The sequence below is a fragment of the Sideroxydans sp. CL21 genome (genome assembly GCF_902459525.1).
Classification (GTDB): Bacteria; Pseudomonadota; Gammaproteobacteria; order Burkholderiales; family Gallionellaceae; genus Sideroxyarcus.
On sequence record NZ_LR699166.1, the window covers coordinates 1,370,204 to 1,390,322 of the forward strand.

At 50.7% G+C, this 20,119-nt stretch carries 17 protein-coding genes, 1 tRNA gene and 1 pseudogene; 11 read left to right on the plus strand and 8 right to left on the minus strand.

The window, feature by feature from the left end; genetic code table 11:
• The first annotated feature begins 153 nt into the window (after positions 1-153).
• The 3 genes from cysK to QOY30_RS06465 all read left to right on the plus strand — a co-directional run bounded on the left by cysK (position 154) and on the right by QOY30_RS06465 (position 3,187).
• Entirely contained in the window at positions 154-1,128 is a 975-nt protein-coding gene (gene cysK / locus QOY30_RS06455) for a cysteine synthase A (RefSeq protein WP_283743808.1), read from the plus strand.
• Between the two features lie 71 nt (positions 1,129-1,199).
• Entirely contained in the window at positions 1,200-2,087 is an 888-nt protein-coding gene (gene cysM / locus QOY30_RS06460) for a cysteine synthase CysM (RefSeq protein ID WP_283743809.1), read from the plus strand.
• Between the two features lie 98 nt (positions 2,088-2,185).
• Positions 2,186-3,187 (plus strand): hypothetical protein, encoded by a 1,002-nt coding sequence (locus QOY30_RS06465; protein ID WP_283743810.1) that lies wholly within the window; start codon positions 2,186-2,188, stop codon positions 3,185-3,187.
• A 30-nt stretch (positions 3,188-3,217) separates the two neighbouring features.
• On the opposite strand, the gene QOY30_RS06470 is transcribed toward QOY30_RS06465, so the two are convergent.
• Positions 3,218-3,730 carry a TlpA family protein disulfide reductase gene (locus QOY30_RS06470; RefSeq protein ID WP_283743811.1) on the minus strand — a complete coding sequence of 171 codons (513 nt, stop codon included), beginning with the start codon at positions 3,728-3,730 and terminating at the stop codon, positions 3,218-3,220.
• Between the two features lie 106 nt (positions 3,731-3,836).
• Positions 3,837-5,084 carry a hypothetical protein gene (locus QOY30_RS06475; RefSeq protein WP_283743812.1) on the minus strand — a complete coding sequence of 416 codons (1,248 nt, stop codon included), beginning with the start codon at positions 5,082-5,084 and terminating at the stop codon, positions 3,837-3,839.
• Between the two features lie 345 nt (positions 5,085-5,429).
• Here QOY30_RS06475 and QOY30_RS06480 point away from each other — a divergent pair, with 345 nt between their 5' ends.
• Together QOY30_RS06480 and QOY30_RS06485 are read left to right on the plus strand one after the other, a co-directional pair.
• The gene (locus QOY30_RS06480) at positions 5,430-6,302 is read left to right on the plus strand and encodes a Tll0287-like domain-containing protein (protein ID WP_283743813.1); all 873 of its coding nucleotides are present in this window, start codon (positions 5,430-5,432) and stop codon (positions 6,300-6,302) included.
• Complete coding sequence (locus QOY30_RS06485; protein ID WP_283743814.1) at positions 6,292-8,406, plus strand: protein kinase domain-containing protein; 2,115 nt, start codon at positions 6,292-6,294, stop codon at positions 8,404-8,406. Before QOY30_RS06480 ends, QOY30_RS06485 begins: the two co-directional genes overlap by 11 nt.
• A gap of 138 nt (positions 8,407-8,544) precedes the next feature.
• Here the strand turns inward: QOY30_RS06485 and QOY30_RS06490 are convergent, their stop codons facing one another.
• A complete protein-coding gene (locus tag QOY30_RS06490; protein ID WP_283743815.1) occupies positions 8,545-9,837 on the minus strand; it encodes an N-acetylmuramoyl-L-alanine amidase in 1,293 nt (430 codons plus the stop codon).
• A complete protein-coding gene (gene tsaE, locus QOY30_RS06495) occupies positions 9,819-10,283 on the minus strand; it encodes a tRNA (adenosine(37)-N6)-threonylcarbamoyltransferase complex ATPase subunit type 1 TsaE (RefSeq protein WP_283743816.1) in 465 nt (154 codons plus the stop codon). Before tsaE ends, QOY30_RS06490 begins: the two co-directional genes overlap by 19 nt.
• Here tsaE and queG point away from each other — a divergent pair.
• The 4 genes from queG to QOY30_RS06515 all read left to right on the plus strand — a co-directional run bounded on the left by queG (position 10,278) and on the right by QOY30_RS06515 (position 13,516).
• Positions 10,278-11,345: a tRNA epoxyqueuosine(34) reductase QueG gene (queG, locus tag QOY30_RS06500; protein WP_283743817.1), complete on the plus strand. Its 1,068-nt coding sequence runs from the start codon at positions 10,278-10,280 to the stop codon at positions 11,343-11,345. The two genes, tsaE and queG, sit on opposite strands and share 6 nt — an antisense overlap.
• Positions 11,346-11,403: 58 nt before the next feature.
• Positions 11,404-11,479: transfer RNA gene (locus QOY30_RS06505), tRNA-Lys, on the plus strand.
• A gap of 524 nt (positions 11,480-12,003) precedes the next feature.
• A complete protein-coding gene (locus QOY30_RS06510; RefSeq protein ID WP_283743818.1) occupies positions 12,004-12,621 on the plus strand; it encodes a hypothetical protein in 618 nt (205 codons plus the stop codon).
• A 115-nt stretch (positions 12,622-12,736) separates the two neighbouring features.
• Positions 12,737-13,516, plus strand: coding sequence for a TIR domain-containing protein (locus tag QOY30_RS06515; protein WP_283743819.1), 780 nt, complete (start codon positions 12,737-12,739; stop codon positions 13,514-13,516).
• 425 nt (positions 13,517-13,941) lie between these two features.
• On the opposite strand, the pseudogene QOY30_RS06520 reads toward QOY30_RS06515, so the two are convergent.
• Together QOY30_RS06520 and QOY30_RS06525 are read right to left on the minus strand one after the other, a co-directional pair.
• Positions 13,942-14,187 (minus strand): annotated as a pseudogene (locus tag QOY30_RS06520) (tyrosine-type recombinase/integrase); the annotation flags it as partial.
• A gap of 215 nt (positions 14,188-14,402) precedes the next feature.
• Entirely contained in the window at positions 14,403-14,945 is a 543-nt protein-coding gene (locus QOY30_RS06525; RefSeq protein ID WP_283743820.1) for a hypothetical protein, read from the minus strand.
• A 358-nt stretch (positions 14,946-15,303) separates the two neighbouring features.
• Here QOY30_RS06525 and QOY30_RS06530 point away from each other — a divergent pair, with 358 nt between their 5' ends.
• Together QOY30_RS06530 and QOY30_RS06535 are read left to right on the plus strand one after the other, a co-directional pair.
• Positions 15,304-15,540 carry a hypothetical protein gene (locus tag QOY30_RS06530; RefSeq protein WP_283743821.1) on the plus strand — a complete coding sequence of 79 codons (237 nt, stop codon included), beginning with the start codon at positions 15,304-15,306 and terminating at the stop codon, positions 15,538-15,540.
• A gap of 357 nt (positions 15,541-15,897) precedes the next feature.
• Complete coding sequence (locus QOY30_RS06535; protein ID WP_283743822.1) at positions 15,898-16,902, plus strand: class I SAM-dependent methyltransferase; 1,005 nt, start codon at positions 15,898-15,900, stop codon at positions 16,900-16,902.
• A gap of 541 nt (positions 16,903-17,443) precedes the next feature.
• On the opposite strand, the gene istB is transcribed toward QOY30_RS06535, so the two are convergent.
• The gene (istB, locus tag QOY30_RS06540) at positions 17,444-18,232 is read right to left on the minus strand and encodes an IS21-like element helper ATPase IstB (RefSeq protein ID WP_283742936.1); all 789 of its coding nucleotides are present in this window, start codon (positions 18,230-18,232) and stop codon (positions 17,444-17,446) included.
• 11 nt (positions 18,233-18,243) lie between these two features.
• Complete coding sequence (istA, locus tag QOY30_RS06545) at positions 18,244-19,764, minus strand: IS21 family transposase (RefSeq protein WP_283742935.1); 1,521 nt, start codon at positions 19,762-19,764, stop codon at positions 18,244-18,246.
• Positions 19,765-20,119 lie beyond the last annotated feature (355 nt).

The following is a 20,119-nucleotide window of genomic DNA, read 5'->3' on the forward strand; positions in this document are numbered from 1 at the left end:
ATGCGCAGCAGTAATACCCACTTTTACCATTTCGACGACAAGGTTTAAGTCGATAGAGAAGCCGGTTCTATGCTTATAACAACAGACCAGTTCATTAAACGGCAGAGGTTGGTTAGACTTGCCCCATCGTAAATTCATCCCGGGCAAAAAATCATGACGAAAAATTTTGCAGATAACTCGTTGTCTATAGGACATACACCGCTGATTCGTCTGAACCGTGTGAGCGACGGCGCCAACGCGACCATTCTGGCCAAGATCGAGGGCCGCAATCCGGCGTACTCGGTCAAGGATCGTATCGGCGTCGCCATGATCGACGATGCCGAGAAGCGGGGCTTGTTGGGTCCAGGCAAAGAGCTTGTGGAACCCACCAGCGGCAATACCGGCATCGCGCTGGCTTTCGTTGCCGCCGCGAGGGGAATCCCGCTTACGCTGACGATGCCGGAAACCATGAGCATAGAGCGGCGCAAGCTGCTGGTTGCCTATGGGGCGAAACTGGTATTGACCGAAGGTGCCAAAGGCATGAGCGGCGCGGTTGCCAAAGCCAAAGAGATCGCGGCTTCCGATTCGAAGTATGTACTGCTGCAGCAGTTCGAGAACCCGGCCAATCCGGCCATTCATGAAGCGACGACCGGCCCCGAGATATGGGACGACACGGACGGCAAGGTCGATATTTTCATTTCGGGTGTCGGCACGGGCGGTACCATCACCGGCGTGTCGCGTTACATCAAGCAGACGCGCGGCAAGGCAATCAGGTCGGTGGCGGTGGAACCTTCGGCCAGCCCGATTCTGACGCAGAAGCGCGCGGGTCAGGAGTTCAAACCCGGACCGCACAAGATACAGGGTATCGGCGCGGGTTTTGTGCCCGGCGCACTGGATCTGTCGCTCGTGGATGACATCGAACAGGTGAGCAATGAAGACGCGGTGCTGTATGCGCGCCGCCTGGCGCGAGAAGAGGGCATCATTTCCGGCATCTCCAGCGGTGCCGCTGTGGCAGTTGCTGTGCGTCTGGCCCGGAAGGCGGAGAACGCAGGCAAGACCATCGTCGTGATATTGCCCGATTCCGGAGAGCGCTATCTCAGTTCAATTTTGTTTGAGGGGCTTTTCGACGCATCAGGCATCGCTATCTAGACAGATATTGCAGTGCAAAAGGGCGCGCCAGCATTTATCATGCTGGCGCGCCCTTTTTTTCAGGACTGAACATGTACAAGACGCTGGACGACCATGTTGGCAATACGCCGCTGGTCAAACTCAAACGCATTCCGGGCAACACCTCGAATATCGTTCTCGCAAAACTGGAAGGGAACAACCCGGCCGGTTCGGTTAAGGACAGACCGGCGCTTTCCATGATCCGTCATGCCGAAGAGCGAGGCGACATCAAACCTGGCGATACGCTGATTGAAGCAACCAGCGGCAATACCGGCATCGCGCTGGCGATGGCGGCGGCCATGCGCGGCTACAAAATGATCCTGGTGATGCCGGAAAATCAGAGCGTGGAGCGACGCCAGACCATGCGCGCGTTCGGCGCGGAACTGGTGCTTACGCCGAAGGCGGGCAGCATGGAAATGGCGCGCGACACGGCGGAGAAGCTTCGCGATGAAGGCAAGGGCATCATCCTCGACCAGTTCGCCAACCCGGACAATCCGCTGGCGCATTACGAAGGAACCGCGCCGGAGATATGGCGCGACACGCAGGGCGGCATTACGCATTTCGTGAGCAGCATGGGTACGACCGGTACCATCATGGGTTGCTCGCGATTCTTCAAGGAAAAAAATCCCGGCATCCAGATCGTCGGCGCGCAGCCGGAAGAAGGCGCGCAGATTCCCGGTATCCGCAAATGGCCGGAAGCCTATCTGCCCAGGATATACAGCCCGCAAAACGTGGACAAACTGGAGTACGTCGGGCAGCGGGATGCAGAAGAGATGACACGCCGCCTGGCGCGTGAAGAAGGTATCTTTTGCGGCATTTCGTCCGGTGGTGCGTTGAGCGTGGCACTGCGCATCTCGCAACAGGTGACGAACGCAACCATCGTATTCATCGTCTGCGATCGCGGTGACCGTTATCTTTCCACCGGGGTATTTCCTGCCTGAGGCGCATGACTTTCCTGCCTGCACGAATTTCAATTACTTTGGCGTGCATTTTATTGGCCGCCGCACTATGGGCTTCACCGATAGCGTTTGGCGAAGAGATGGCTGGCCAGATGCCGGAGTTGGTGGGTCCCGTACCCGAGTTGGTAGGGCCGATGCCTGAGATTGTAGGGCCTGCGCCTGAGATGGTGGGGCCGCCCGCCCCGCCTGTGGTCGCAGAAGATTCCCCGAATGTGCTGGATACACCGCGTAACTATCTGTCGGACGAGCTTGTTGGGCTGGTCAGCCACATTGACCGCTTTTTTGGTGATGACCGCCATTATCAGGAGACCAACGACAGCACATTCCTGCTGAACGTCAATCGGGTGGCGGGATACAACCCCCAGCAACAATCGATGTTGTCGTTCATGGCCAACGTGCATCTACCCATTGCGGAACGGAAACTGCACTTGTTGGTGGAAACGAACCCCGACAAGAACGCCGTCGTCGACCCGACGCAGATATTGCAGCAGCCGCAGCAACCGAACCAGCCTGCATCGCAACAGCAGAGTTTCGGTGCGGCGTTGCGGTTCATGCAGCAGGAAGCCGAGCATTGGCACTTGAGCGCGGACGGCGGACTCAAATTTCAGGGATTGGGCACGACCCCTTTTGCGCGCGCGCGCGGCAGTTGGGAAGGGTCTCCGCTCGAACAATGGCACGCGAAGCTGGCGGAGACCACCTTCTGGTTCAACACCATCGGTGTCGGCGAGACAACGCAGCTGGATATCGAGCACACCTTCAGCGAGAGCATCCTGTTTCGTGCCACCAGCGTTGCCAACTGGCTCAAGAACACGCAAAACTTCGACCTGCGGCAGGACTTGTCGGTATTTGATACCCTGGACGAACGCACCGCCGTGATGTACCAGGCAAGTGCGATCGGCGTAAGCCAGCCGGTAACGCAGGTCGTGGACTATGTCGTCCTGATGCAATATCGCTATCGATTGCATCGAAAATGGATGTTCCTGGATTTGAGCCCGCAGCTGCATTTTCCGCGCGAAAGGGAGTTCCGGCCCAGTCCGCAGCTAGCGTTGCGGCTGGAGGTCATGTTCGACGAAGTGAAGTGAGATCGCGTTATTGCCGGTGGTGCGCGACGGTCAATGAGTGAATAATTCTGCCGAGCCGGGTTTTTGTGCTATCGCCTGTTCGATATCGGCTTGCGTCAGGGGGCCGTCATGGTGGCCGATGAGTCTGCCGGAAGGAGAATAGAGGAAGCTGGTGGGCATCCCTTTCATTTCGCCGAAATCGCTGGCAATGTCCTCGTTGCCCAGGACGATAGGATAAGAAACAGACGTTGACCTAACCGCATCCATGACCTCCTGGTTTTTCCGGTACATTACTGCAACTCCGATCACCAGCAAGTCCTTGTGCTGTTTCTGCAAGGTATCAAGGCCCGGCATTTCCTGCAGGCAAGGCTCGCACCATGGTGCCCAGAAATTGACCAGCACCCATTTGCCCTTCAACTCGGAGAGTTTGTAGTGCGTTCCGTCCTTGTCCTTCAAGCTCCAATCATTTGCCAGGGCAATGTGGACCGTACACAGCGAAAGAAAGAGCGCAAGCAGCACTCCTTTATATTTAGCTGGAGATCCCCGTTTTGATTGCGCGTTCATTTGCGTCATTACCGTCCGATTGAGGTTTTGTCCGAAAGTTTGTCTCACATTCACCGTCACGGCTTAGATCGGTATCAACTGGAGAGAGTTGAAGTGATCACGTCGGTCAGAACATGTAGGTCATGCCTGCATTGCCCAGCCACTGAGGCACCAACTGGTTACCGTTAGAAAATCGGTATGCCGGAATATAAATTGAAGCGTTGGCCTGCAAGTGTCTGGTCAAGTTCACCATCACACCAGGTGCGATGTACAAATTCTTGTAGCCGCTATTCACGTTACCGTAAATGGCGTCTCCCCCGCCTTGGTCGCTTCCTCGCCACTGGGCGCTGATTTGCAGCATGGGAATCAGCTTGGTGGCACCCGTTAAACCGTTATAGGTCACCCCTGCCGTGATATTGAGACTGTCTCCGGGCTTGTATGTCTGGTAGGTGTTCAGCGCGTGCCGATAAGTTCCCTGTGAAAACCAGCCAAACGCCTTGCCGAGATACCCCATTTTGTAGCCGCCGAGCAGTAAGTCAGTGGTCCCGGTTCCCGGCTCTGTATCGCGATCCAGCAAAGGCGATGCGGTAGTGGTACCTGTCGGCAATTTCAAGCCGAAGGTGAGCCCGCTGGACATGTCGGCATCAAACCCGGTGTACATTCCCATCACGCGGATATCGGAAAGTCTGCGGACATTCGCGTTTTGAATGCCGGGTGTCACACCTGCAGCCGCATCGGTGATACCCGGCGTGCCATTGGTGTCGGTGGTGAAAGATCTTTGCCAAAAAGGCACCATGGCCATGATTCCCCAATCCCTGTTGAACATATGCTGCCCGTAAAGATTGTAGTATTCGGTTTTTATCTGCTGGTCCGGGTTGAGTGCGCCTGCCGCATTGCTTGAGCCGCTGTGGTTCTGATTCTGATTCATGTACGCGTATTGCAAAGAAACCTGGTCGTTCATGCCGGATACCGGCAAGCCTGGCAGGCCGACATCAAAAATTCCGCATCCGCAAGCGCATGCAAAGACCGGAGCGGGCACGAGCGCAACTCCAAGGAAAGCCATGGAACGAAATATTTTATGTGATGATTTTGTTTTTTCGGTCACGCGAAATTGTTGCATGCTGAATTCCCCTATTTTTATTTTATAGATTGAGTGAGGTTTCCCACTCGGGGAATTATAGAAGTTCATTTTCCGGCGAAGGTGCGACATATTGTCGCAGGTGATATCGAGCCCTGATCGGCTTGATCCCGAAAGCGGTTTTGACCGGCGCTGAATGAATATCTCACGATGAATACAGTCGGAACGCCAATTATCCCTTGATAAAAAACAAGGATTCAAATCCCACTCCGAGGCTGATGGTTTTTGAATTTTCATCGCGATGGCGCGTAGTGTAAAAAGAACGTTAATAAAATGTATGCAAATATCCCGACACGATAAGCAAGGCTATTGTAATGATATAGCTTGTTGCATGAAACTCCGCCAAACGTGTGGTCCGCGGCGCATCGAAGCCTTGCACCGACAATGTTTGCTGTGTCATCTTTCAAGTCATTTGAAACTCCTGCAGCCATAACACACCATCCTGTTACCGGAAAGAGTCATGCGGCGTTATCTTCGGGACAAAGCGGTGAATAGCATATGTGAGAAATATTTTTGTATTAATATTGGCAGGGCTTAATGGGGATGGTTAAGTCGACATAAAACTCGATACTGGGGAGCTTCATGGGAATTCGATTTAAATTCAATTTCGTTTTGATTGCCGTTTTCATTGTCGGGTTCGCTACTGCCGGCGCGATTTCATTTCAGCTGTTGCAGGATAATGCACGCGATGAGGTGCTTAGAAATGCTTCACTGATGATGGAATCCGCCTATTCTGTGCGCACCTATACGGTTGAACAGATCCAGCCAAAGCTGATCGGTCAGCTCGATCAGGTTTTCATGCCACAGACAGTTCCGGCATATGCTGCCACTGAAACTTTCATCGAGCTCAAGAAAAAATATCCGGACTTTAGTTATAAGGAAGCCACGCTTAACCCGACCAATCTTCGCGACAGAGCCAGCGATTGGGAGGCGGATATGGTCAACCAGTTTCGCCAGCGCGATGACGTCAAGGAAATCGTCGCCGAAAGGGACACTCCGACGGGACGCCAACTTTACATTGCCAAACCGATCAGAATCACCAATCCTGCCTGCCTTCAGTGCCATACGTCTGCCGAGTCTTCACCGCCAAGCATGGTTAAGATCTATGGGACAGCCAACGGGTTTGGCTGGCAACTGAATGACATAGTGGGTGCCCAGGTTGTGACTGTTCCAATGGATGTTCCCATGAAGAAGGCCAAGAAGACATTTGAAACTTTTATAGCTTCTTTATTTGCAGTCTTCATTGTGATTTTTATCATCTTGAATCTGATGATCAGTTATCTCATCATCAATCCGATTCGCCACATATCACGCTCGGCGGACAAGATCAGCAATGGCGAGTTCGGCGAACCCGAGCTATCCGAATCGGGCAAGGATGAAATGGCGGTTCTGTCGAGTTCGTTCAACCGTATGCGCCGCAGCCTTGAAAAAGCCATACAGATGATTGAAGAATGATTTTTGGCATCATTTCTCAAATATGGGGCAGATAGAACAAGGGATGAATAAACCAAGTGGCGAATCTGCCAATGTGCTGGCTCTTCCGGAGCATCACAATATCCATGAATACCTGATTCAAAAGACCCTCGGGGGTGGCGCGTTCGGCATCACTTATCTGGCTAAAGATACGAATCTTAATCTGGAGGTCGCCATCAAGGAATACATGCCCGTTGATCTTGCGGTCCGGGATGGCGAGTTTCATGTCACGCCCAACAGCGAAAAATCATCTGAATTATTCCAGTGGGGACTTGAAAGATTCATTGAAGAGGCAAGAGCCTTGGCCAATTTTCGTCACCCCAATATCGTTCGGGTGCTGCGCTACTTCAAGTCGTACGGAACAGCCTATATTGTGATGGAGTATGAATCGGGCGAATCCCTGAAACAATGGATGCCGGCACACCATCCCATTGAACCAAACGACCTTCTCGCCGTCGTAAATCCGCTGCTTGACGGGCTCGAGCTGATACACAAAGGAAATTTCCTCCACAGGGATATCAAGCCGGACAACATATATATCCGTCACGATGGAACCCCCGTTTTGCTCGACTTCGGAGCCGCTAGGCAGGTGCACTCCGGCCGGGACCTGACGGCAATATTCAGTCCGGGCTTTGCCCCTTTCGAGCAATACCATTCGCATGGCAATCAGGGGCCCTGGACGGATATATATTCTTTGGCTGCGGTCATGTACTGGATGATCGGCGGCGAGAAGCCCACGGATGCTGCCGCTCGTCTAAAGAATCACGCGATGGTCCCTGCCGTCGACATTGATCGACATAATCTTTTTGCAGCCGCTTTTCTGGCTGCGATCGACTCGGCCCTCGAACCGGATGAAGCCTTGAGACCACAAACCATCTCCGACTTTAGAGCGCGGCTCAATAATGCATCGATTGAATCAGGAACAGCTGCCGCGGATGCCAATAGAACCCATCTGAATCTGCACATAAACCAGAACATCAAATTCAACACCGGTTTTCAGAATGAAGCAAATAGTCGACGCAACTTTATTTGTTCCTTGATGTTTCTCGATATCGTTGCTTACTCTAAATGTTCTGTAGACGAGCAGTTTTCTCTGAAATCGGAATTCAACCAAATCATCGCCACAAAACTGTCTCACATCCCGCAAGATTCCCGCATCACGCTCGATACGGGCGATGGCGCTGCAATCTGTTTTATGGGCGATCCCGAAGAAGTCCTGCATGCCGCAGAAGAGATACAGGGGCTGCTATTGGCGCAGCAGCGTTTGCAGGTGCGCATGGGATTGCATATCGGGCCGATACGGGTGCTTAACGATTTGAACAACCGGAATAATCTGATTGGTGACGGAATCAATGTGGCTCAACGGGTCATGAGTTTTGCCGAAAACAATCAATTGGTCGTCTCGCGTGCATTCTATGACGTGGTGTCATGCCTGACAGATAATGCGGCTAAACATTTTCGTCATTTGGGCGAGCATCGTGACAAGCATGATCGCGCGCACGATTTGTATGAAGTGATTTCGGGCGCCGAGGAAACCGATCCGTTTGACAAAACCATTGCGTTGTCCAAATCGGAAAAGGGGGCCTTAAAACCCATCGATGTCAAAGACATTGAAATGCTGGAAACCGAATTGTGTCGGCTGATCGGTCCGCTGGCACTGGTATTGGTCAAGAAAGCCTCTGCCAGAGCAAAATCTTTTGAAGATTTGCGTGAAATCGTAAGCCAAAGCATTACTGACCCGATTTTGAAGCAGTCTTTTATGTCGACCTCGGGGCGACAGGCTGCTTCCAATACAGCTCCCTTTCGGGATGGAGGGGTAAGTTCGACAAAAAGCAAAAGCAAAATGATTGAAAAAGATACTCAACCCGAGATCCATTTGATCGGTTCTGAGGAGAAAACGATTAACGAAGACCGAGTCGCCAGACTTGAACAATTGTTTGTCCAATTTATCGGTCCCGTCGGGCGCATCCTGATCAAAAATGAATTACGAAGAACAGATGACTATGGTCAGCTGTGCGAAAAACTGGCACTCCATATTGATAATCCGGAAGTTAGAGCCGCATTCCGCAAAAAAATATCGATCTAGTAGTCACGCCTTTCAAGCTTCAACCAGGCGGACAACTCTAGTCTTGTCGCTTCTGCCAAATCTGTCCCGATTCATATCGCAAAAAACCATTCTCGAAACATGCGGACTCCCGGATATACAAATTGCCGGAAGTAAAATTCAATCTTTTTGTGCAACTTGAGGCTTGGAAAGTGCGGGGTTCTGCGAAAAATAGCGTTTCACTCCACCCAGAATGGCGTGCGCGATTTTTTCCTGGTAGGCATCATCGTTCAGGCGTTGTTCTTCGGTTGGATTGCTGATGAAGGCGGTCTCCACCAGTATCGAAGGCGTATCGGGAGATTTCAATACGGCAAATCCCGCCTGTTCGACATGGCCGCGATGCAGGGTGTTGATGCTGCCTATTTCCCTGAGCACATGATTGGCGAGCTTCAGGCTGTCGTTGATGGTGGCGGTTTGCGACAAATCGAGCAGGGTGCGTGCAAGGTAGGGGTCTTTTGCCGCGAGGTTCACACCGCCGATCAGGTCGGCTTCGTTTTCTTTCTTTGCCAGCCAACGCGCACTGGCACTGGTTGCGCCGTGTTCGGATAGTGCAAATACCGACGAGCCGCGCGCCGTCGATTTGACGAAGGCATCTGCGTGTATGGAGACGAACAGGTCGGCATGCGCCTTGCGTGCCTTTTCCACGCGCCCACCCAGCGGGATGAAGTAATCGCCGTCCCGGATCAGGATGGCGCGCATGCCCGGTGTGTCATCGATCTGGGCTTTCAACCTGCGCGCGATGGCGAGGGTCACATCCTTTTCGTGCGTGCCGCGCCGACCGCGTGCCCCGGGATCTTCGCCGCCGTGTCCGGCATCCACGGCGATAAGCAACACGCGGTTGCTGAATTCGGTCTGTGCCAAGGGGGCGGGTTTGGCGATTGGCTCGGAAGCTTGCTCGACAACCGGTTTGGCCGGCGTTTCTGCAACTGTGCTGGCGGCTGTCGGTTCACTTGCCGTGAGCTTGGTCTCTCCTTGCTGTGCGAGCGCCATCAGCGGATCGACGGGTACCAGCGGATACACGTCCAGCACCAGCCGATGGCCGTATTCGGCAACGGGCATCAGGCTGAACAACTGCGGTTTGACCTGCGCCTTGAGGTCGAGCACCAGTCGCACCGTGCCTGGCTTGAAACGGCCGATACGCACGCTTTTGATATAGGGATCATCACTGCCGATCTTGCCGGCAAGGTCGTTCAACGAGGCATTGATCTCGACATCTTCCAGGTCGATCACCAGCCGCTCTGGGTTTTTGAGGCTGAACAGGTTGTAGCGTATGGGTTGCTTTGATTCGAGTGTGAGGCGCGTGTAATCCTGCGCGGGCCAGATACGTGCCGAAGTGACTGCGATTTCGGCAAAGGCGGAGGGCAGCCACAACAGACACAACAAAGCGGCGAGTCTTAAAGCGCGTTCAAACATTTTTGTCCTGCGTCGGAGTAGGCATGGAGCAAGACATCGCGTCCATCTTGAAGTATCTCGAAAGTGAGGCTGACATCTGCAGGGGGCAGTAGCCCCGCGGCTTGTTCCGGCCACTCCACAAGACAAATGTTGCGTCCGTCGAAATCATCACGAAATCCGGAACCCTCCCACTCTTCGGCATCGCGGAAGCGATACAGATCGAAGTGGCGCAAGTGTAACCCAGCTACTTCGTAATGCTCAATCAGGGTGTAAGTGGGGCTTTTTACGCGTCCTGTGTAGCCCAGCGCCTGTAGCAGCGCCCTGACCAGCGTTGTCTTGCCCGCCCCCAGGTTACCGCGCAGATAGATCACCAGACCCGGTTGCAATGCGTGCGCGAGAAGTGCCGCAAAGGCCGCCGTGGCGGCCTCATCGGGCAGGTTTATTCGGCTATGATTCGGTTCATGCAAAATGGGGTTCCTCAAACGGATTACAACGCACTCGCCGCGCGCATCAAGGCGTGGGGCAAAGCATTGGGATTCCAGGCAGTGGGCATCAGCGACACGCGCCTCGACGCAGCCGAAGCGCATCTGCTGCAATGGCTGGCGGATGGCCATCACGGCGCGATGGATTATATGGCAAAACATGGCGCCAAACGCGCGCGTCCGGCGGAACTGGTGCCCGGTACCTTGCGTGTCATCTCGGTACGCATGGACTACTACCCGCAACAGGCCAAAGACTCGCACGAAGTGCTGGCGGACGGCAGCCGCGCCTTTATTTCGCGCTACGCATTGGGACGCGATTACCACAAGGTCTTGCGCAATCGCCTGGAGAAGCTGGCACAGCAGATACGCGACGAGATCGAATGCCAATGCCGGGTGTTCACCGACAGCGCCCCGGTGCTGGAAGTGGAGCTGGCGCAAAAAGCGAATCTGGGATGGCGCGGCAAGCACACGCTGTTGCTGTCGCGCGAGCAGGGTTCATGGTTCTTTCTGGGCGAGATCTACATCGACCTTCCGCTGCCGGTGGATGTGCCGCAAGACAACCATTGCGGAACCTGCAATGCCTGTATAGCCGTCTGCCCCACACAAGCCATCACCGCGCCTTACCAGCTTGATGCGCGACGCTGCATCTCCTACCTCACCATCGAACTCAAGGACAGCATCCCTGTCGAAATGCGCCCGCTAATAGGCAACCGCATCTACGGCTGCGACGACTGCCAACTGGTTTGCCCGTGGAACCGCTTTGCACAAAAGACGGTAGAGCCTGATTTTGCAGTGAGGAACGGCCTGGATGATGCATCTCTCGCCGAATTGTTTGCTTGGGACGAGGCGACTTTTCATCTCAGGCTGGCAGGCAGCGCCATTCATCGCATCGGTTATGAACAATGGCTGCGCAATATCGCCGTGGCGCTAGGCAATGCACCCAATACTCCAGAGGTGCATGCAGCCTTGCAGACTCGCACACAACACCCGTCCAGCCTGGTGCGCGAACATGTCGAATGGGCATTGCGGCACCGTTCTATCGGGTGATGCCAGGCACAATAACCTTGACAATTTCGGCTGCTCGCATAAAATGCGCGCCTCTTCCGGGTCGTTAGCTCAGCTGGTAGAGCAGCGGACTCTTAATCCGTTTGTCGCAGGTTCGATCCCCGCACGACCCACCAGTAAATACAAGGAGTTAGTCAGAAATGGCTGACTCCTTTTTTTATCGTTATACAGTTTTTGATACACTTGACTATTTCATATTTTACGAGACTCACACATTAACACAGCGTTGACGCGGTTTATACGACTCAACTGCGCTTCTTCTGATATATCTCAAATCAAACTGGCATCCGGATGTTACCGATGTTACTACCGCACTCACCAACGGTTCATAAATCCGTTTGTCGCAGTCGCACTAAACCGCAGTAACAGTGCGATAGATGCGATTCAGTTTCTGCTGTATCTAAAGTTCTACAATAATTGATACAGGGCCAGATTTTGGTTTATACAACGTAAAAATCCGATGCGAGGATTTGCGATATGTTTTCGGCGAATGTCTCCTTTCGGGCAGTCTAGTTACTGGGTATGATGCCCCCTATCGGCTGCCAAGATCGGCCATTCAATCTTGATGTTATATTTAGCTCACGACACATGATGTTTGTGAATCTACTTTTACTATTACTTCGTTAGCAGATATATAGCCATGCCTGAACAGCTTTTTCAACGCCAACGCCGAAATGTAATATTGATGGCATCCGTGGTTATCTTTATAAACACAACAGGAGCTAAACTGGCGAAAGTTAATATTCTTGGAAACATGCTCGACATCGCAAATCCAACCGCCATGCCAAAAATATTCGGCATCGTACTTGGATACTTCTTATGGCGATATTTTCAATATACACATGAAATTGAAAACAAAGGATTCAAGGAACGTTTTCACAGGCGGGCCGAACACTACTTAGGGCCATACTTATTGAAACGAGAGTTCTTGAGAAAAGATTCTAAGTTAGCTCAACACTTTTCGCGTTCGAAGGATATTAAAGTTAATGACGTAACCATGTTTCATTCGGCAATGCCACCGAATACTGCGGCAGCATCCTTCGAGCATAAAGACGATATGAAAGTTGATGGAGTAATTGACGAAAATGAGTTGCATGTATCGGATGTAGAATTGATCTTGCCATTCATCAGAGCCAGCATATATATCGTAGTACGCACCAGACTAGTTACCGATTATGTTTTTCCACCAATGTTTGCGGTGCTAGCATTTTCAACCTACTTTTCCTGCGTTCAGTCCTTGCTTAAATCGTGGCTCTGACAATCCAGCCAAGTGAAACTGCATAAATCTGAGCTGGCCATAATTGCTCATTTAACCTTGTGAAAAGTAATTGCCTGTAGAATTTGCGTCATACCAACGATAAAGGAATCGGCAAATGGGGCGTGTTAGTACAGCAATGGCCAAACTCGCAGGTATCCGCAAAGCAATACAAGCCTTGCTAGATGAGATACGCACTCGCACATCTAGGCCTTATGATCAATTCAGGCCAGACCAGGTGGCTCACTACTTTACGAGCGCGTTAAAGGAGTTGGACGTCCTACGCGAAGAGCTTCCCAATCTTTATGCAGATATTCCCACGTTCATGACCGCGCCACAAATTGAGATGGCTGCCACCAGTCCCGATGTAGAAGCCGATTTCTGGTTCGGGCGAAACCAGTTGCAGCGACTTACCCGAGACATCGATCAGATATTTGAAATTCGAGCTCACAGTGAGTTGGCTATGCCTGAGCAACACGCTATAGCAATGCGGCGAGTTTTCATCAGTCACGGACACGCTCCCGATTGGCGAGAAGTACAGGCTTACATTGAGAAGGATATTAAACTAGACACACTTGAGCTTGCTCAGGAAGCGAACCAAGGCAGAACCATTCTCGCAAAGTTGTTAGAATCGTCCGAGAAGTGCGACAGTGCTGTTATCGTGATGACGGGCGATGACCTCGACACAGCTGGTCAAGCAAGAGCACGAGAGAATGTCATCCATGAGATTGGATTCTTCCAAGGAAAATACGGGTTGAATCGAATCGTGCTTCTGCACGAGGAAGGTGTAAACATCCCGAGTAACATCCAAGGGGTGGTCTACACTCCTTTCACCAAAAACATGGTGAGCGCGAGTTTTGGACTGCTTGTTCGAGAGCTAAATGCAATGTACGGGTGAAAGAAGACAGGACCCAATCTGAATCACCGAAGCTTTGTTGACTCATTCTGAATGTCCAGTTTTGGAAAGTCGCTATGTCTCTTATGGTTACTTTCTGCCCTTTATGACCGTCCGCTTTCAGGCAATTCAGTTTCAAATTGAATTGCTCGCACGCCAAAATCTATCTGAGAAATACTCGTCGTATAACGACTGCAAGCAACGCTTTTTTATTCGCAAAGTCGGTGAAATTTGATGCACCGATGAACTCCTGTGAATATGGCGCTTTTAAAAGGGTCAAATAAAATCAAAGGGTTAAAGTTTGTATCTCTGTGTATTTTGGATGCTTTTTTGGATGTTTTTACGGACGCTTTACGCTCTTAATCCGTTTGTCGCAGGTTCGATCCCCGCACGACCCACCAAAGAATCAGTGGCTTAAGGTTGACTCCTTAAGCCGCTTTGTTTTCAGCGTGACTAAAACGTGACAACGTGACCACGTTCCCGCCCCGATCTGACTCAATGCGGCTTGCCGCTGCTGCCAAATGTTCCGTTGCAAACTTGGCATAACGGTCGACCATACCGCGGCTTTTCCAACCTCCCAACTCTTGCAACTCGTCGCAGGATGTTCCCATTTGACGATGCCATGAGGCCCAAGTGTGTCTGAGATCATGGAAGCGGAGGTCGCCCAATACCGCATTCAGCGGAACCTTGCTCATATCAAAAAATGAGACACTTCCGCTGGAAAGAACGGGAAAACATCTTATCAAGGTGGATTGCCGTTTGGAGGGCGACGAACTACAGGTAGAAAACCCGCAATTCCTCGTTGATATGGACACCACAGCAGTACATAGCAAATATGACGGTGCAGTAACGACGAAAATTGGCAAATATAAACCTTAGATCTACTGTTTCAAATCGCTGCCCACATCTTGGCAGCAGGTGATATGAATTGTGAAATGGGTTCTTGAATAGATGCTTCAGATTGTCTTGCCTTTAAATATATGCAATCAAACACACGGTCATGCTCTTTGAATTGTTCTGACATCTTGTTACAAAGATTGCGATAGGCTTCAGCAGTCTTACCCCTTGCATCTAGTACGTCACACTCGCTAATTATCTCATTCAGCGCGTTGAGCATATCGATGTGTGCTTGCTGATGACGGCAAAAGTCTTCATCATCTTTCGTAACGCCAGGCTGCCTCAGCATGATGGATTCTTCATGCTTAAAATGAGTAGCGGAAAAGTTAATGACGTTGTAAAAAAATGAAACCAAACGTCCTTGGCACGTCGCCAATTTTTCACGGCTGCAACTTTGGCAATCGAGTTCATTGCCAATATTGTGGCAGGTAGTGCAAAGTAAACTTAGAGATTCATTTAATTGGATATGTTCCTCTTTAATTTCCATGAAATCATGAGGACTAAGATCTTGTATCGCATCAACATGAATAACCATGACGTCTTCCCCCTGCTCAAATATTTACCCATCTCATAGTATTAAGCAGGAAGATGACAAAGTGATGACAAGTAGTGGTGGCATTGTAAAAAGCATCAAAATCTACGTCACTTTATGGCGTAGAAATGGCGTAGAAAATCCTCCAATTCGCCACGGTCAATACCGTATACACAGTATTAGATACACAGTATTAGCCGATCATAATGTTTACATTGGCAACGCCCACAAAAATCCATCATTGTTAATTAGCTCTGTGTGAATGTTGACTCAAGTAGTAATTCTGTAACAATTTTATGAACAGCTATTACTTCATGACGATGTAAAATCGTGTCCAATGAATTGTTGATAGTGGCCACACATGAAAAAGAAAATTGCAAGCGAAGAATATTTGTTAAAAGCTCAGAAATTAACCAAAAAACAAGCTGAGCAACTGTATTCGCGTATGGGGGGGAGGCTTGAACGAAGGCTCGAAAATCAGAAGATTATCCCTTTGGAGGCGTTAGCAATTCAGCTTGAAAAGGAAGAGGAAGACTTGAAGGAATGGCGTGAAAGATTTGCTCAACTAAAAGCGCAAAAAAGAAAAACTGAAACTTAAGATATTGCGAATTATGGAAAATGAATTTGTACTACCGGCCAAGAGTGCTCACTTGGCCGATGTAGCGCAATGTCCGTTATAGAGATTTCTTACTACCTACTGAAAGTGGTGAGGTACATCGCAAGCTTGGGAAGCAGCTATTCCAACATTGAACTAAACCCTCGACTGCGAATTTTACGACAGTTGCGGGCAATACTCAAATCAACGGTATCTCGACAGTGGTGTGAACTCTACCTACTGTTGCATCGATTGTGACTGATGTTTTGAATGTATAGTTCCGAATCGGAAATTTTACTATTCAGCAGTTCCAAACGAAGAAAATCAGACACCAGCCTCATAATAGAAAGCCACCACACAATGAATGCAATAAATATAGTGACTAAGGACGTTAATCAATGCAATTTGTGCGGATCTGAGGGGGTGGAATTTCGAAAAAACATACATGATCCAGATCATCAAATTAAAGAGGGATGGAATTACAAAATTTGCAAGAACAAGGATTGTTCATCAATTTGGTTATCTCCACGTCCCATTGATAGCGAATTATTTAAAGCATATGGTAATTACCACACCCATACCAAAGAAAGAAGATCTTTAATTCAAAAAATATCCTTGAGCTTTACTAAAAGATTGCTGTCAATAATATCAACGCCGCACGAGATTATTCTTGGAGTCAAATCTCAGGCTACTCAAATGAAGTTAATGGGTTTACAAAATGATAAGCCTGGCTCTCTTTTGGAACTGGGAGTTGGTGGCGGGAGATTTCTATTTCGAATGAAAAAAAGAGGATGGGACGTAACAGGTGTTGATATTGATCCAAAAGTTGCTGAGAGGATATTAGAAAAATACCAAATAAATGTTTACACTGGAGACGTGACAAATATCGAAATTGAGAAACAGTTTGATGTCATAACATTGAATCAAACCGTTGAGCATTTGATAGACCCGTTAGCTGTTCTTAAGAAGTGTTATCAATTATTAAATCCCGGGGGGAGAATAGTCATAACTACTCCGAACGTTGAGAGCTTAGGAGCAAAAATGTTTGGTGAATATTGGAGAGGATGGGAGCCCCCAAGACACTTATATCTTTATTCAACCAAATCGTTAGAGAATTTAATAAAAGATGCAGATTTTGAGGTCAATAAAATTGAAACTTACACTTGTGAGTCACAAATTGGTTATTACTCAAGTTATCTAAATGAGGCATATCAAAAATCAAATCAATTGAATACGTTAAAGCTTATTTACGTCATGATTTGGTCATATTGGATGGAGTTTAGAGAAACTTTGCTAAACCGAAAAACTAATATTTCAGGACAAGGTATTTATTTGGTGGGTTTTAAAAATCAATTGAAGAAATAGTACTCAAATTTCGCTGTAGCGGACATTGCATCTTTTAGATCGTTTGACCGGTTCGGGTTACTTTCTGCCCTTTATGACCGTCCGCTTTCAGGTCACACTAACTTTTCGGCAACCTGTTATCAGCAAAACAAAGACCTTCCTCGAATTACTGCTTCTGGCCGAAATTTTCCTTAGCAATTAATAACACCGATGTCCAAAGTAAGACCGAAATCAATCGGTCATGTGCCATATTTGTGCCATGACATCATTGGATATGATTTGTATGGGGTATGTTGAGACTGTTTTATGAAGTGGCAAGCGTTGCAAGTAACTTATTGAAAAAAATGATAGTTTTCTGGCCGACATCTCATAACCGTTTGGTCGAAGCGACGGCAACGGTGACAAGGTGTCACTTTTCGGCATTAAGGCGCCACTGATTTCCGCCGTAATGGCGCCACTTTGAAGTGCCAAATCAGGGGCTCAAACTGGGGGTAAAGAATGCGTGAAATGAGCTGTTTTTGCAATCGCATTTTCACTCTGTTTTGCTGCTGGTGTAGCTGTTTCAGGCTTGAGTAGGTTTGCCTCCTTTCCCTGTCGGCGTTTTTGACCTTTCCGGCATTGGCTTCGGGTCGCGGTAACTCTCTCCATCCAGCACCACGCGATACGCACCGTGGCGCAATCGGTCCAGCGTCGCTGCGCCGATCATTTTATTTGCGGCGAATGCTTCACCCCATTCATCAAAGTCGAGATTGCTGGTCAGAATGGTGGCGGCACGCTCGTAGCGTTCGGCGATCAAGTCATGGAAGTCTTCATCTTCAGGCGAACGCAAGGGTTTGAGTCCGAAATCGTCAATGATCAGCAGGGGCACTTTGACCAGGGATTTAAATCGCCGCGCATAATTGCCAGTCGCCTGAGCTGCGCGCAAGCTGCTCAGGAGCTGGGTTTGCGTGATGAACAGCACGTCATAGCCCTGGCGTGCAGCCGCATGACCCAGCGACTGCGCCAGGTGACTTTTGCCGGTGCCGCACGGACCCACAATCAATACGGCGACTTTCTCTTCAATGAAACGGCAAGTCGCCAGATCATGGACTGCCGAGCGGTTCAGATTGGGAAGTCGGTCGAAATCGAATCCTTCCAGTGTTTTTTGGTTACGGAAGCTTGCACGTCGTAGTCGCATATCCAGTTTCTTTTGCTCCCGCCGGGCGACTTCGTCATGAATCAGCAAGCTGAGGAAATCGGTGTAGGCCAGCTTGCGGTCGATGGCTTCGCGGTTGCGGGCCTCGAGTGAGTCCAGAATGCCGGACAGGCGCAGTTGTTTGAGCAGGGGTGTCAGTTCGGGAATTGGATGCATGATGGTAGTCCTCATTGAAGAATGGTTTGGGTATCGCGGCAGAATCGGCCGCCTTGGGTGTATGTGGTGGCCAGTGCGTCGAAGGCTGCCAGCGGCGCGAGCTGATCCAGTCCCTTCTCAAGAATGATCTTGACCACCTTGTAGCCCGGCGTGCCGTAATGGTTGGCGCGCTGGCAGGCCGCTTCCAATCTGGCTGCGCCGTATTTCTGTTTGAGCCGCAGCACGCCCTGTACAGCACGCATCTTGATCAAGACATGGTCGCCGAACATGGCATGCACCATGGCATGGCAGGCCGGACCAATCTGCAAGGCCGATTTCAAACACCACTGTGTGTCCTGCATTTGCCACGCCTGCGCTTCGGGCGGCATATGGTCGGTCACGGTGTCGCGCAGCCCTTTCCCCGTCAGTCGCACATGGCTGGCAACCGCTTCGTGTTCGCGGTACAGCGTCACCATGGTGCCGGTCGCCTTCAACCACAGGTCGCATCCGATCAGCCGGAACGGCACCGAATAGTGGTTGGTCTCGTATTGGACGTGCGCGTCACGGTGGACTTTGACCTTGGCCCAGCTGGCCAACTCAGGTGGAACGCTGGGCAAAGCATTGAGCAGGCTTTTCTCCACCTCGGCGAAGCGTTTGAGAGGGGCTTCGCGGGTCGTGCCGTGAATGCGGTTGCCCGCCTCGTTCATCACCCACGCCTGCAACTGGCGGTTGGCGTCATCCAGATCGCGGAATTCGCGCAGCGGCAGGAAACTGCCCTTGATATATTTGACGCCTGCCTCAACGATTCCTTTTTTTTGTGGATCCCGTGGAGGACAAGGATCGATTTTGAACGCATATCCTTCCGCACATTCGGCATACGCCCGTTGCACATCCGGCTCATAGACGCAGGCTTTGGTGATGGCGCACTTGGCATTGTCGATGATGACGCGTGAGGGTACGCCCGAGAACGACTCAAACGCACGCCGATGGCAGCCCAGCCATGTCGCCACGGTCTGGTCGCGGACAAACTCGGCATACTGGTGACGCGACCAGCACAAGGTCATCACGAAGAACCAGGTCTTGAAGATCTCGCCGGTGTACACATCGGTGATGAGCGGACCAGCACCGAAATCAACCTGAACCGCTTCGCCAGGCTTGAACGTCAGGCGTAGCGGAACATCCGGCTGCTGCAGGGAAACGAGTTGCCCCAGAAAGCGATACATCGAGGAATAACTGCCGGTAAAACCGTGATTGCGCACCAGCGTGGCGTGGATGGTGGTGCCCTGAATACCGGCCGCATGCCACTTGGTGATCTGATCACGCCAGGGTTCCAGCGTTGAAATACAGCTGACAGGCAATGCCTCCCTGCGCTCAAACAGCGTGGACAGCACTCCGTCATCGGGCAAAGGAAACTCGGGGGCAAGCCAGCCACGTTCGCTGGCGATCTCGCGAACCTGTGCGAGTTTTTTGCGTCCCATCGTTTTGGACCGGGCAATATCCCGATCAGAATCGCCTTGGCGCATGCGCACCAAAACATTTCGGTACTGATACATCTCGAACCTCCGTTTAGTCACAACCTCTCCCGGCAAAATGCCGGAAGTCTAGTTGCTTAATGAAAGTTCGAGCCCCTGATCAGGGTTCAAAGTGGCGCCTTAACGCCGGAAATCCTGTGGCGCCATTACGCCGGAAATAAAGTGGCGCCTTTATGCCGACAATCTACTGGCTCCTTAATGCCGGAAATGAAATGGCTCCCTAACGCCGAAAGTTCACACAAGGCCTGCAGTGATGCAGGCCTTTTTACATTTGCCTGAGGGGCGACGAGGTTAATTCCCAACGGATTATTTAGTTCTACACGACCGTCAGAAATGATGCAATTTAATTTAAAATTGCATCAAAATGAGTCGGCAT

Coding starts and splice junctions, on each gene's coding strand:
- cysK (WP_283743808.1), top strand. CDS start 154: ATGACGAAAAATTTTGCAGATAACTCGTTGTCTATAGGACATACACCG.
- cysM (WP_283743809.1), top strand. CDS start 1,200: ATGTACAAGACGCTGGACGACCATGTTGGCAATACGCCGCTGGTCAAA.
- QOY30_RS06465 (WP_283743810.1), top strand. CDS start 2,186: ATGGCTGGCCAGATGCCGGAGTTGGTGGGTCCCGTACCCGAGTTGGTA.
- QOY30_RS06470 (WP_283743811.1), bottom strand. CDS start 3,730: ATGAACGCGCAATCAAAACGGGGATCTCCAGCTAAATATAAAGGAGTG.
- QOY30_RS06475 (WP_283743812.1), bottom strand. CDS start 5,084: ATGAAAATTCAAAAACCATCAGCCTCGGAGTGGGATTTGAATCCTTGT.
- QOY30_RS06480 (WP_283743813.1), top strand. CDS start 5,430: ATGGGAATTCGATTTAAATTCAATTTCGTTTTGATTGCCGTTTTCATT.
- QOY30_RS06490 (WP_283743815.1), bottom strand. CDS start 9,837: ATGTTTGAACGCGCTTTAAGACTCGCCGCTTTGTTGTGTCTGTTGTGG.
- queG (WP_283743817.1), top strand. CDS start 10,278: ATGCAAAATGGGGTTCCTCAAACGGATTACAACGCACTCGCCGCGCGC.
- QOY30_RS06510 (WP_283743818.1), top strand. CDS start 12,004: ATGCCTGAACAGCTTTTTCAACGCCAACGCCGAAATGTAATATTGATG.
- QOY30_RS06515 (WP_283743819.1), top strand. CDS start 12,737: ATGGGGCGTGTTAGTACAGCAATGGCCAAACTCGCAGGTATCCGCAAA.
- QOY30_RS06525 (WP_283743820.1), bottom strand. CDS start 14,945: ATGGTTATTCATGTTGATGCGATACAAGATCTTAGTCCTCATGATTTC.
- QOY30_RS06530 (WP_283743821.1), top strand. CDS start 15,304: ATGAAAAAGAAAATTGCAAGCGAAGAATATTTGTTAAAAGCTCAGAAA.
- QOY30_RS06535 (WP_283743822.1), top strand. CDS start 15,898: ATGAATGCAATAAATATAGTGACTAAGGACGTTAATCAATGCAATTTG.
- istB (WP_283742936.1), bottom strand. CDS start 18,232: ATGCATCCAATTCCCGAACTGACACCCCTGCTCAAACAACTGCGCCTG.
- istA (WP_283742935.1), bottom strand. CDS start 19,764: ATGTATCAGTACCGAAATGTTTTGGTGCGCATGCGCCAAGGCGATTCT.